7 protein-coding genes are annotated in these 13738 nt (G+C 41.1%); 3 read left to right on the top strand and 4 right to left on the bottom strand.

Annotation, left to right across the window (positions count from 1 at the left end; genetic code table 11):
* Nucleotides 1-194: 194 nt before the first annotated feature.
* Entirely contained in the window at nucleotides 195-1454 is a 1260-nt protein-coding gene (locus FN809_RS01365) for a permease (RefSeq protein ID WP_142531684.1), read from the bottom strand.
* Nucleotides 1455-1565: 111 nt separating this feature from the next.
* Entirely contained in the window at nucleotides 1566-2261 is a 696-nt protein-coding gene (locus tag FN809_RS01360) for a phosphatase PAP2 family protein (RefSeq protein ID WP_142531683.1), read from the bottom strand.
* A 116-nt stretch (nucleotides 2262-2377) separates the two neighbouring features.
* Between FN809_RS01360 and FN809_RS01355 the strand changes: the two genes are divergently transcribed.
* Both FN809_RS01355 and FN809_RS01350 read left to right on the top strand, forming a co-directional pair.
* Complete coding sequence (locus tag FN809_RS01355) at nucleotides 2378-3382, top strand: diacylglycerol/lipid kinase family protein (protein WP_142531682.1); 1005 nt, start codon at nucleotides 2378-2380, stop codon at nucleotides 3380-3382.
* A 67-nt stretch (nucleotides 3383-3449) separates the two neighbouring features.
* Nucleotides 3450-6731 (top strand): UvrD-helicase domain-containing protein, encoded by a 3282-nt coding sequence (locus tag FN809_RS01350; RefSeq protein ID WP_142531681.1) that lies wholly within the window; start codon nucleotides 3450-3452, stop codon nucleotides 6729-6731.
* 37 nt (nucleotides 6732-6768) lie between these two features.
* On the opposite strand, the gene FN809_RS01345 is transcribed toward FN809_RS01350, so the two are convergent.
* Nucleotides 6769-7506 (bottom strand): hypothetical protein, encoded by a 738-nt coding sequence (locus FN809_RS01345; protein ID WP_142531680.1) that lies wholly within the window; start codon nucleotides 7504-7506, stop codon nucleotides 6769-6771.
* Between the two features lie 429 nt (nucleotides 7507-7935).
* On the opposite strand from FN809_RS01345, the gene ilvA reads away from it, so the two are divergent.
* Complete coding sequence (gene ilvA, locus FN809_RS01340) at nucleotides 7936-9171, top strand: threonine ammonia-lyase (protein ID WP_142531679.1); 1236 nt, start codon at nucleotides 7936-7938, stop codon at nucleotides 9169-9171.
* A gap of 378 nt (nucleotides 9172-9549) precedes the next feature.
* Here the strand turns inward: ilvA and FN809_RS01335 are convergent, their stop codons facing one another.
* The gene (locus tag FN809_RS01335) at nucleotides 9550-13692 is read right to left on the bottom strand and encodes a hypothetical protein (protein WP_142531678.1); all 4143 of its coding nucleotides are present in this window, start codon (nucleotides 13690-13692) and stop codon (nucleotides 9550-9552) included.
* Nucleotides 13693-13738: the final 46 nt, after the last annotated feature.

The raw sequence follows: 13738 nt of genomic DNA, 5'->3' as shown, positions 1-13738 counted from the left end.
AGCCTAAGGTGCGGGGATGAGGATCATCACTTGTTTTATTATCAATAGTGTTGCTTACCGGCGTAATCCTGCGGGATAGATTGTGAATAACTTGCGATTAATCAGTTTTGATTGGCAGGAAAAAGGTGCAGAAGCACCCGGTCTAACATATGTGTCTCATGTCATTCACCTCACTTTTTACAAAATAGTCAAAACTAAGCTAAAGGCGTATAACCCAGCGATTCAATGGTTTGTTTGGCGCTATCCATATCAATGTTATTGCCTTGCAATTCTACCGTTTTTGTCGCCAAATTGACTTCCGCCTTATTTATAAAATTCAATTTTTCAAGATTGCTTTCTACATTCGATTTGCAATGGTTACAAGTCATCCCATCTACTTTTATGGTTTTAATTTCCATGATGTTGTTTTTTGGTTGAATTAAATTACGCTTTGCGCTTAGTTTTTGCTGTATGTATCCGTTGATAATTAAACCTGAAAGTAGGATGGCAGATAGTATTTGCCACCAACTCAGGTGTTCGCCATGTTGATGTCCCAGGTGTTGCTGGGCAATTTCTGTAAACCATTCTGTGGGTAGCGCATAATCGATAAGTAGTCCAAAGCCTAAGGCACCAACAATGATGGTGGCTAAATACGTGAAAAGACTTTTTTTACCCAGCACTTTTCCAATCATGGTTATGGTTGCCGCGTTGGATGCAGGGCCTGCCATCAGAAGCACAAAGGCCGCACCCGGGCTAATTCCTTTAAGTAATAATACCGCTGCCAGGGGGATGGTTCCGGTGGCACAGATATACAAAGGTATGGATATCACCAAAATCAGGAGCATTTGGAATATTGGCGGCAGATTGATTACGTTAAAAAAATCGTTGGGTATCAGCACCGAAATAATAGCTGCCAGCACCAGACCTATCACCAGCCATTTGGATATATCCTGTATAAAATCCACAAAGCCGTATCTGAACATATCTTTTATGCGCTGGCCAAGGGGTTTATGCGTTTCCGTGTTTTCCTCGATGGGTGCTTTGACAGTTTCGTTGGTTGTAAATTTACTGGTTATTAAGCCACCACTTACCCCGGTAATTAAAGCCGCTACGGGCCTAATGATGGCAAAAGGCAGGCCAAGCAGCGAAAAAGTAGCCAGAATAGAATCTACACCCGTTTGTGGTGTGGAAATCAGAAAGGATACTGTTCCTCCCTTGGATGCGCCGTTTTTATACAGCGCCGCGCCCGTGGGGATAACACCGCAAGAGCAAAGGGGCAGCGGGATGCCGAAAATAGAGGCTCTAACGGATGACTTTAACGCATTGCCACTAAAGTATTGCTCAATTTTTTGACGTGGCATAAACGCATACAACAAGCCGGCAAAGAAAAAGCCCAATAATAAATAGGGCGACATTTCGCTCATAATAATTGCAAAATCCGTTAAGAATTGTTGTAGGTAGCTCATTACTTCCATAGTTGTATTATTTTAGGATACAAATAACGCAAGAAATCGTTTAATGAGCGTTACATCATTTTTGAAAAGAATTATATCATTTTTGGCTTTTTATAATCGGGCCAACAGAAACTATACGGGCATAACCTTCGAAAATATCAATATCAGCACAAAAGTTAATAGACCGGTAAATATGATCTGATGTATCTGGCGTTGGTTAAATGTAGCTGCTATATGTTTTTTTATTTCCTTCTTTTTTAAATGACCCGCTTGGGCATATCGGGTCATTACTATCTGATATACTTTATAAACCAGGTAACCCAACAATGCTCCCAGTAAAAGTCCACCAATCACATCACCCGGAAAATGAACGCCAAGATAAATGCGCGAATAACTTACAAGCACAGACCATATTAACATAAATGCGGTGTAATATGTATTGCGGAACAACAAAGAGCTAAACACAGCCAAGCCAATAGTGTTGGTAGCATGCGACGACACAAAACCAAATTTACCACCCCGGTACCCGAACACCGTTTTAACAATATCTTTTAATTCCTCATCATGCGTTGGTCGCAAGCGTTCAAAGCCATATTTAAAAATATCGGTAGAAATACGATCGCACAAAACCACCATTACAATCAGTGCCAACACCGTTATCCAGCTCTGCCATTTTTGTCCTTTTACGATGGCATACAATAACACAAGATACATGGGAACCCACACCAAAGTATCCGAGGTGAGCCAAAAAGCCTTATCGAAAAAGGCAGTATGAAAATAATTTAGCCATAAAAGCAATTGTGCATCGAGTTGTAATAGAGCGTCCATCGTGCAAATAATTTGGGGTTTATTTTAAATATAAATAATATTGACCGCTAATATAAAAACAATCCGCTTATTCAACATTGTTTTGTAGATTTGTAATTGGTAAACCATACATAAGAATGACAAAGAAAGTTCTTTTTCTGATCAACCCGGTATCCGGCATAGGGAAACAAAAAACGGTGGAGCGCTCTATTGAAACCGATCTGGACCACGATAATTTATCGGTTGACATCAGTTACACTCGGTACAAGGGGCATGCGCGTGAGCTAGCCGGACAAGCGGTGGGACGTTACCATGCCGTGGTGGCCGTTGGTGGCGACGGAACGGTAAACGAGGTGGCGTCTAAACTGGTGGGCAGCGATACAGCCCTGGCCATTGTGCCAGCCGGATCAGGCAACGGATTGGCTCGTTACATGGAGATACCCATGCGGATGAACAAGGCCGTTCAATGCCTAAATAGTTTTTTGGAGAAAAGAATAGATACCATGAAGGTGAACCAATACTGCTCGGTAAATGTGGCAGGCATTGGTTTTGATGCCCATATAAGCCATAATTTTGAAGGGAAGAGGTTACGTGGCCCACTGGGTTACTTACAACTGATAACCTCCGAATTTGCGAGTTATAAATCCGAAAGTTATCAGCTAAAAATAGATGGCAAAACATATAACCGCAAGGCTTTTTTGGTGAGTTTTGCCAACTCCTCACAGTATGGTAACAATATTCACATAGCACCCAATGCCCTAATTAACGATGGCTTTATCGATGTGTGCATTATTCCCGATTTTGCCAAGATTAATGCACCTGCCATGGTATTGAGTCTGTTGGATAAATCACTTAATAAAAACGATAAAGATGAGGTTGTACGTGCCAAACTGATTGAAATTGAACATCCTACAGAACTCAAAGCCCATATCGACGGCGAGCCCGTATCGCTGGGTAACAAGGCCACCATCCAAATTCAACCTTTATCGCTTAAAATAATAGTACCACCAAAAACACTGATCGAAAACTCTATATTAGATCCCTTAAAAGAAATCATCCCTAATATGGCTGAATCCCTGGGCTTTGATGCGAAGTGGAAAACAAAACTGAGTGAATATTTCAGCGGACTATATAATCCTTAGTAATTGGGTTAAGATAGATTTTCAGGTGAATAACACCTTAACACCCAAATAAAAACTTCGACACTTTATGTCACAACTTAAAATATACCGGGCTTCGGCCGGTTCGGGCAAAACATTTACACTTACTAAAGAGTATCTCTTTTTGCTATTCGCCAATCCCAATAGTTACCTCAACACATTAGCCGTTACCTTTACCAATAAGGCTACCGGCGAGATGAAAAGCCGTATCCTGGAAAAACTATTTGAGATTTCCACAAATAAAACAGACGATTACGTAGCGGATTTAATGGCAGCATTTAAGCTGAACGAAGGAGAAGTAAGGAAGAAGGCACAGGTGTTACTGAGCTATTTACTTCACGATTTTTCCAATTTTTCCGTAAGCACCATCGACAGTTTTTTTCAACGTATCATACGCTCCTTTGCTCGTGAAGCGGGATTGGAGAGTGGCTTTAAAATTGAACTGAACACCTCAGGTATCCTCCAAAAAGCCGTAGACCATCTGTTGATGAAAATAGATTTACCCGAGCATGCTCACCTCAAAGATTGGCTGGTAAGGTTTGCACAACAAAAGCTCAGCCAGGGAAAAAGCTGGAACCTGAGCAACGACCTAAACAGCCTGGGAACCGAAATATTTAACGAGCTTTTTCAGTTGGAGAGTCGTGATATTTTCAACAGCATCGGCAACAAAACCCACTTACAGGATTACCTTAATCAGATACTAGTGATAGTAAAGGATTTTGAGGCAAAGATGCAGAACATCGGACAACAAGGCAGCAGTGTGATAAGCAAAAGCGGATTACCATATGATGCTTTTACAGGCAAAAGCCGCACACCACTTAAATATTTTGAAAAACTGAAGGAACTGCGCGATTTTGAACCCACCGCTACCCTACTTAAAATTATAGACGAACCCGAAAAATGGGGACGCAAGGAAAATTCGCTAGCTATAAATCAGCAGATCGCCGATATCTATCCATCGCTCAACAATTTAATTAAAAAAGCCCTTGATTTATTGGAGCGTGAATTCGAAATCTATAACACGGCAAAGGTTATCGCGCAAAACTATTTTGCACTTGGCATTATCGCCGACATAGCCCGCGAAGTACAAGCCATCTGTCGCGACGAAAATATTTTTTTGATTGCCGACTCATCACATTTTCTGCACAAAATAATTGACCAAAACGACACCCCTTTTATATATGAGAAGATGGGTACGCGCTTTCAGAATTTTATGATAGACGAGTTTCAGGACACCTCGAAGCTGCAATGGCTTAATTTTAAGCCGCTGATAGAAAACTCATTGGCTACGGACCAAACCAGCCTTATTGTAGGCGATGTAAAACAATCGATTTACCGTTGGCGCAATTCCGACTGGAACCTGCTGGCCAACGCCGTGGAGCACGACTTTGCGCAATACGGTAGCCAAACACTATCCTTAGACAAAAACTGGCGTAGCCTTTCCAATATCGTAGCCTTTAATAACACCCTGTTTGTTTCGGGTGCACATGCCATCCAAAACGACTTTAATGCACTTTTTGCCGACCACATACAAGACCAGGCCTTTATTGCTGAATTTGGCAACAAAATTTCGCAAGCCTATGCCGATGTGCATCAGCACACCCCCTCCAACCTTGCTGCGAACCAAGGACATATACGAGCAAGATTTTATGCCCCGGATAAAGCACTGACTTACGATGAACGCATGCTTAGTGATATGGTGCAGCATATTGAAAAACTCGTGGCTCAGGGATACAGGTACAGCGATTTTTGTGTTTTAGTACGAAAAAAAGACGAAGGGGAAACCGTTGCCAACGCACTACTTTCAGGCACCTATTCGGAATCCGGCAACGGCATACCGGTCATTTCCAACGAATCTTTATTTTTATCGGGTTCCTCGGCCGTTAACTTTATGATGGCACAAATTAAATATCTTCATAACCCAAACAACCTTATTCTTAAGGCCGAAATGGTTTTAAACCATCAACTGCTTCATGCACCGGAGCACACAATGCCCATTGAGGTGGGAAAGTTATTTGATTTAGATACAGAAAAAGGTTTTGCGCAACAGGCGTACGAGTGGATAAATCAACTGCTCACACAGCGGCAAAAACCCCTGTTGGAACTGGTTGAAATGCTGGCTTATAATCTACCCCCTGATATTAAAGAAAAGCAAGGTATCTACATACAAGCATTTATCAACTGCACCAACCAGTTTATTAAAGATTACTTCCCCGATTTGAGTGCCTTTATTGAGTGGTGGGACGACAAAGGTAAAACAGAAGCAGTAGCCGTTCCCGACAATCAGGAAGCCATTAAAATTATGACTATCCACAAATCAAAGGGATTAGAGTTTAAGGTGGTACTGATCCCCTACTGCAACTGGAAACTCGACACGGAAATAAACAATAACATTATATGGTGCCGACCCAATAAAACGCCCTTTAACCAAATACCATTATTACCCGTAACCTATACATCGCGCCTGCAAAACACCCAATTTAAAGAGGACTATTTTAAGGAACGCCTTTACCAATATGTGGACAGTCTGAACCTGTTGTATGTTGCTACCACACGCAGCTGCGAAGTGTTGCTCACCTACGGCGATGGTCCTTCAAAAACGTACAAAAAACAACTCAAAAGTGTTTCTGATTTAATGTATCTGACCATAGACAAACAGGTGTATAACAAGCAACCCGGCTTTATCGACCTGGCAAAATACTGGGACAAAGAAAACGGCCTGTTGTGTTACGGCGAAATACCAAAACCCGGGAGAAATAACAACAAAAGTGAAATGGTAAGCGAAGTGCTAAAACCTTTCACTAATAAGTTACTGGACGATGTGCAAATAGCCATAAAAACCGATAGCGACGATTATTTTACTACAGATGGCAAGCAGAGCAAAATAAACTACGGTAAGGTAATGCACGAAGCATTTGAATATATCCGTACTGCCAAAGATATCGATAGCGCTTTAACAAAAATGCTTTTTGAAGGGAAACTATCGGAAAATGAAAAGCAAATATTAAATACACAAATTGCCTCACTCATCAGCAAACCCGAAACCAAAGCCTGGTTCGATCCGGCTAACCGGGTAAAATCCGAAAATGCCATCTTAACAAAAAGCGGCACCTACAGACCCGACCGTGTAGTATTTCTGGACAAGGAAGTGCATGTTATCGATTATAAGTTTGGCGACAAGCAGGAACCCAAATACGAAAAACAGGTAGCACAATATGTACGTCAGGTTAAAGATATGGGGCACAGCAAGGTAAAAGGCTACATTTGGTATGTTACCCTAAATAAGATTGTTCCCGTTTCAACGGGTTTTGTTCAAGGAAGTTTATTTTAGCCCGGATAATTTGTAAATATTTCAGGTTAAATAGTGCTTATTCTATCTTTTCCACAACTACTTTAACAATGTAATCTTTTGGCTTGATCGTTTGATTGAGAACGGGGTATGGAAGTAACTCAATGAGTGTAAGCCTGATATTGTTTATAAGCGTGTCCGTGGCGAATGCAGCATTGGTATGTAAGGTGAAATGCTGTCTACCGCCCTTATTATCAAATACCATATCAAACACAACATGTGCATCACCGGCCCATACACATTCAGCACCCTCGGGACATCTGGAATCGGCAGGTACAGATAGCATCTGCAAACAAAATCCGTTCACCTTATCACAGTATATTTTATCTGTAGCTATTTCAATAGTATCGTTGAATGTATCTGTAACGATTTCTTTTTTCAGATAGAAAATATCCGGATTTTCAGGGATAACGGTAAAGTTGGACAGCTTAAAAGTACGTTCATCCACTTTAGTCAATTGATGCAGAGTTTCTTGTGCTTCTGATTGTTTCCATTTGATAGACATTTGATTACCTTCTATTGCGTAATAAAAAGTATCGTATACCACTTCCATATTAGCAGCATGCACAAAACGTGCTTCATGGGGCGAATAAAAATCAACAAAAGTTAAGATTTCACTTTCTTTTTGTAACCAGGTACCCTTCAAATAGTCAAAATTTACGCTTACGTTCGTGCTAAGGCTAACACTGTGCTGACATGCGGTAAATGGCATAACCAACACAAATAAACAGCTAAGTATTTTTTTAGATAGGTACATATTTTTGGTTTTTTGGGTAAGATAACAGGTTTCCCTGACAAGAAAGAGCTTCTCCAATTCCGCAGTACTTTGCGACAAATAATACTTTTCAGGAGGCCGTTCGCAAGTTATATGCATCTGTCCGGAGTTCAATATATACATAACAAATCATCATTATTACCGATGAAAATTGGCACGAGCTATATTAGGGTTAGCATTTAAGAACCCAATAATAAAGACGTACAAATACCTTAAAGGTTGCGCGATGATAGTTTTTCGGTTACTATTCAAAAGTATCCAAACCGATTATTTTGTATGCCTCCCTTCTGTTTTTAATGAGCGACAACAGAAATACGATACGCTTAGCCTGAAAAAAACATGCATTTTGAATTAATCCCTTTATTAATCGAAAAGGCTTAGTATCTTTATGCAAGCTTTAAAAATATAACTATGCCATATTCCGAAAATAAGAACTCCCTACCCCGTTTTAGTGACATAATCAATGCACAATCCGTATTACAAAACATTGTAAAACACACCCCCTTAGAGCGGAGCAAATCTTTCTCTAACCTATCGGGTTCGGATGTTTATCTTAAGCTGGAAAATTTTCAAACTACGGGATCCTTTAAAGTAAGGGGTGCCTATTACAAAATCAAAAATCTTAGTGAGCAGGAAAAGGCCAACGGCGTGCTATGTGCATCGGCAGGTAATCATGCACAGGGAGTGGCCTTTGCGGCTTCGAGTCTGGGCGTTAAGAGCACTGTGTTTATGCCTCAGTTTGCCCCACCGCTAAAAGTTATCGCAACGCGCGCCTATGGTGCAGAGGTTATTTTGAGCGGCGACAGCTTCGACGATGCTTTTAAAGCAGCAGTAGCCTTCGGAAAGGAATCGGGCGCCACCTTTGTGCATCCTTTTAACGATCCATACATTATTGCCGGTCAGGGCACTATTGGACTGGAGATATTTGAACAGATAAGAGATGTGGACGATGTGCTGGTGCCTATAGGGGGTGGCGGTCTTATTGCCGGCATGGCCATTGCTTTAAAGCAACTCAACCCTCGCATACGCATAATCGGTGTGGAAGCCGACGGGGCACAGTCGATGAAGCTGTCAGTTGAAAAAGGGAAAGCTATTACCCTTAACTCGGCCAATACCATAGCGGATGGCATTGCTGTTAAATCGCCGGGAAACCTGACCCTGGAAGTGGTGCGCGAATTAGTGGACGAATTGGTGGTGGTGAACGATGCCGAAATGGCACGCACGGCATATCTGCTACTCCAACGCGCCAAAATACTCACCGAGCCCTCGGGCGTGGCCGCAATGGCAGCCGTATTGTTTCATAAAACCAACACCAAAGGACGAAAAGTTGTGCCTTTGGTAAGTGGAGGAAACATAAACATGTCCATATTGGAGCAAATATTAGACAAAGGGGTGATGGACGATGGCATGCGCGCACGCATACAAGTGCTGATACCCGATTTAGCCGGGAAATTAAAATTAATTGTCGCAATTTTAGAGAGGATGAAAGCCAATATCCATGAGATAGAACATGAGCGCTCTACTACCAGCGTTCCCGTGGGGCACGTACAAGTAACCATTACCTTTAATCTGCAAGATTCGGCACAACTGACTAACATACTTAGCGAGCTTGACCTGCAGGGGATGCAATATCAAGTGCTTACATAAACAAAAACTCCGGCTGCGAATCCAGGTCGCGCCCGGAGTTTTAGCCTTAATCTCTCGTATAACTGCAGGACACATTTAAAAGGGACTGGATAATCCTGTGCAATTACAAATAATAACACAGGGCGAAGAGCATGTATTTAGGGAACGATTATGATATATACGATGCTTGTATTGATCCGTTGTAAATTATTAAAAAAACTAATTTATCATGCAAGCACTTCGATTTCAAAAAAAGTAAAAAAGAGTTTTCAAATTCTACAACGAGTACCTTAGTTATAGTTATCTGTCCTCCTTTCCTGCTCGTATTGCCCTATCGGATACTAACGCGCTTCAAAATCCGTAACTACAACTTGCAAGTCACCGGTTTAGTAACCCCGTTTATTTGGCAGGACTGGCCTCCGATTTAAAAGGATTATTGAAAAAACGTGCACCAAAAGTAACAATGGCTCCTACGGATACGATAATGGACTGCAGGCCGCTCAGAAATTCCTGTTGGGTTACAAACAGGAAGATGAGTATGGCTACGGCCAGTAATTTTATGGGCAAGCTATATTGGCTCCAACCGCTGGCATGGCTGGCACACAAAATGGCATTGATCCGCTTCACTTCCATTTGTTGATGGGCTACAAAGTGGGTGAAGCTGAGATTAAACAAAGATAAATATCTACCGTTGCATACCAGCCCTTTGTTAATCAGTTCGCTTACTACGCCTTCTTTGTGCATGTTTATCACGTGGTCTTCGGATATATCGTACAACACAGACTTTTCATTATTGCTGCAACTGTTCCAAATTTTTTGGTAGTAACTTAAAAAAACAAGGTGGGTAACATATACATTGTAGTCATTAATAACACCATCCGTTTTGTTATCTTCAAACGAATCTTCTTTTTCCTTTAAATCATGATAACAGGAAAGTAAAAAGGCATTCTTTCGGACCTCGCGGTTGAGCCATGCCAATTTCCCTTTAAAAACATGTTGGCTGGCACTGCTCTCGTCGAGTTGATCTAATAAGGGTATGTAAGTCAGGGAGAAACCCGCTAACAAATTTGTAAGCTGATGCCTAAGCGCAGCTATTTCAGGCTTGTTGTCGTTTATTTTTTCCATCCACCCTTGCAGTTCTGCCACACTCACCACCGGATTGTCGAAACACACAATACTAATGCTTCGGTACAGTTTTTTACTGAGTAATTGTTTCATGCGCAGCAAAAATTCTTTTAGCTCCTCCACTTTTTTGAACATACCATGTTGCCAAAACAAATACAAATCCTTGCCCGTAGCGTCAAATTTAATAAACTCCCCGCGCTGATGGCGGTCGTGGAGGGCAAACATTTTTGCCCTATCAGTTTTCAGCACCGATTCAAAAAGCTGTTCATCGGGCATCGCAACTAGATAACGTTTAGCACCTTTTACCGGCCTGGCTATGCTTTTGTTGCCAGCAAGCCTATCCCTCCTATATTTATATTGGGGGAAAAGATAAAGGGCTATTTTAGGAAAAAAGGATATATATAAAATAATAACCAATATCCAGCCTACCACAAAACCCCTAAACCTTTTTATTAAATCCCATGCACTCACGGCATCCATCTCTAAGGCTGAATCTGAACTAAAATATGGATATCCGCCCGGTTTAACCCGGAGTTTCAGCTTATCATTGGCGATAGAATAAACATACAAGCTATCGGCCGAACTGATGTAATTTGGTTTAACCAGGTTGCCCCTGTCCTCTATTTTATTATTGATAAAATAAAGAACCGACCTTACATCGCCAAAAAGTTGTACATAGTTTTCGGTGGACAATATCCTTAACTTACCACTACCGTTGTGTCTTGTATCCGTTGTACGTAATCCGTGTATATGGTTATAGTATTTTCCCCGCTTGTTCAGTTCATCCACCACCAGTTGCTTATTCTCCTTTTCGAAACGATTTTGGCGTTCAATCAGTTTATCGGCCACATATCGCTGCTGATGCATAAAGTGCAAAGTTATTTCCTGGTTAAAAACTACCGTATAAATGGTAAATAGTGGCACAAATATGGCCGCCATGGCAAAAGAAAAAATATAGGCAAAGTATACTTTAAAACTCCACTTCGGGTTCCATTGCTTTAACCATTTACTTTTTAGAATATAAAACAGCACCAGATTTATAAGTAGTAACAGACCTATGGCAAGCACGATGGACCACGATTTAAAGCTGCCCCCTAAAAGGTATTCAATCGAAAACAACAAAGCTATCTGGCTTAAAAACGTGATAGACAAATGGGCGAATGTAAAATTACTGTCGCTTGCCTGCATCTCTTTAACATTCCACAAAAACAATCCGGCACCGGCCAATCCAATGAGCCTCACCCAATGGTTCACATAAACTAAATCGTACAACATTAAGGTGGCCAACACAAAAAGGATCAAAAAAGCGCTGTTTAAAATTATCAATCGCGTGTACTTGTTTATAAATTCCTTGTGCGGAAAAAAATACAACAGACTATGTGCCTGATATCTGGAAGGATTGTTCATTTTGTTATACCACCTGTACAAGAACGAAACCACCAACCAAAATAAAAAAATGAGCAAAGCGCTGCCCAATATCATATACGCACTTTGATGAAAAATTTGATAGTAGTCGTTTACGTCGCACATGGTAACCAAAAACAGCCCCATATCACTATCCAAAGGGGCAATGCGCATCAGGTTACGCTTCATTTTATAATCGCAAGAAAGGGTATTGCTGCGGCGGCTTTTTACGGCAGCTTTGAGCAGCGGAAAATGATCGGTTTCCTCAAACAGGTTTTCCCTAAGGTTATTTCTGGGGTTTTGATGAAACCATTCCTTGCCATTTTTATCGATTATACAAAATGAATATCCATAGGGCAACACCACATTATTGAGGCTGTGCATCTCGGCAGTAACACAAATGGCATAATCACTGTTTGGCTGTTTTTTAGAAATCACTACCTGTGGTTTGGCGGTGTTCAAGGAAAAAATAGACTCAAACCCAAAATACTTGCCATTCTTATTAAAGCGATCGGTATTTTGCACGTAATCTCTCTTACTGATGTTAATGCCGGTAGGACTCTGTTTATATTCTTTACCATTCTCCAACACAAAAACAGTTTCCATCGTGTCCTTTAACGATGCGGTAAAAGCCTCCAGCCAATTAATATATGTACCGCTATCCATTTTAGCCATTGCCTTTTTCTTTATTTTGCGCTGAAGCTGGATATTAAGGCTGTTGAAACCCTTACCCAATGAAAGCAGTGTTGATCCGGCAGGTATCGTAAGGTCTGCTACAACGGTAGGATCTGTAACTACATCGGCCAGCACATCCAACTGCAACAACATTGAATCTATCTCGTTGTTAAAAGCTAACTCTATGTCTCCGGACAGTTGCTCCAAATGCTCGCCATGGCCAATGATGTGATTTTTGATATATGTTTTATTGCTTACATAAAGGCTGAAAAAAAACACCATAAAAAACAAACCCGCCCCACTTAACAACAGGGTAATCATGCTTTTTATGGTAAAAGCTTCGCCGGGTGTAACTACCATAAGTTTAACAACCGGGATACCCAGCAATAAAAGGACAATAAAAATAGTTATGGCAGAGATCAATCCCCTATCGAAACCGCGCTTCATACTCAGGTACTTGTTGTTAGACATAAGCCCCACCAAGTGCGTCATCCCAACGGATTGCACGGGGATAATAAATGCCTGATAGTCCTGCCCGCCTATTTTAATCAACAATTGGTTTTCAGATGGGTTTATCAAGCTATAGCCGGCCTTATCTTTGGTTTTAGGTAGTAAAAAACTTTTATCGCTACCCGGATTGGAGGAATTGCCTCCCTCATTTTTCTTTTGTATCTGTACAAGTTTTAAATCGCTCAGATCGGCTGCGGTTTTATAAATGATGGTATCATTGCGAAACACCGCATAACTTTTAAATAATTCTGCCCCAAACACATCCCCAAACAATTGCTCCTTACGTATAAATATACTGTCTGAAGGATCCTCATGAGCCACATTATACGATATACCGCGCAGCAGATACCAGTCTTCCTCCGTACTCTTCGCATCTAAACTTGTTCTGAAAGCCGCGTGCAATTCCTCCTTCTTTTTTTCTAGTTTGTTTAGTTCGTTTATTTGTATGCTTAGCTGTTCGTTCGCCAGCTTTTCTGAGTTTTTAGAACGCAAATGCTCGCTAAGCTCTTGTAAGTCGGGATTATAAGTAAGCGGAGGAGTCGGTACTATGAGTATATCCTGAATACTATCTATCCGATCCTTTTTTTCCTTGATAGCATTGTTAATACCGGTAAGCTCAATAATCAGTGGCTCGATGTATTGGGCACGAATATCCTTTTCTTTTTCGGCCAAATCGCTCGCTTGCCTGTATAGCACTTTAAAAGCGCGACGTTTCACCTTATTTTCCTTAACATTTTGAGTATATATATAATACAAGCCCATAGCCAATATTATAAACAATGACGTAGTTAACAATATACCGAATCGCTTACTTGGTGACTTAGCCATAAATCTATTTTTACTGATCGCATTAAAGCCTTATGGTAGTGGCAAT

Origin of the sequence: Saccharicrinis carchari (assembly GCF_900182605.1) — a bacterium.
In the GTDB taxonomy this organism is placed as follows: domain Bacteria; phylum Bacteroidota; class Bacteroidia; order Bacteroidales; family Marinilabiliaceae; genus Saccharicrinis; species Saccharicrinis carchari.
Note: the sequence above shows the minus strand (reverse complement) of the source record. Positions and strands in the feature narration are given on the sequence as shown.

Excerpts from the sequence above, each read along its gene's own strand:
- FN809_RS01365 (WP_142531684.1), bottom strand. The coding sequence starts at position 1,454 with ATGGAAGTAATGAGCTACCTACAACAATTCTTAACGGATTTTGCAATT.
- FN809_RS01360 (WP_142531683.1), bottom strand. The coding sequence starts at position 2,261 with ATGGACGCTCTATTACAACTCGATGCACAATTGCTTTTATGGCTAAAT.
- FN809_RS01355 (WP_142531682.1), top strand. The coding sequence starts at position 2,378 with ATGACAAAGAAAGTTCTTTTTCTGATCAACCCGGTATCCGGCATAGGG.
- FN809_RS01350 (WP_142531681.1), top strand. The coding sequence starts at position 3,450 with ATGTCACAACTTAAAATATACCGGGCTTCGGCCGGTTCGGGCAAAACA.
- FN809_RS01345 (WP_142531680.1), bottom strand. The coding sequence starts at position 7,506 with ATGTACCTATCTAAAAAAATACTTAGCTGTTTATTTGTGTTGGTTATG.
- ilvA (WP_142531679.1), top strand. The coding sequence starts at position 7,936 with ATGCCATATTCCGAAAATAAGAACTCCCTACCCCGTTTTAGTGACATA.
- FN809_RS01335 (WP_142531678.1), bottom strand. The coding sequence starts at position 13,692 with ATGGCTAAGTCACCAAGTAAGCGATTCGGTATATTGTTAACTACGTCA.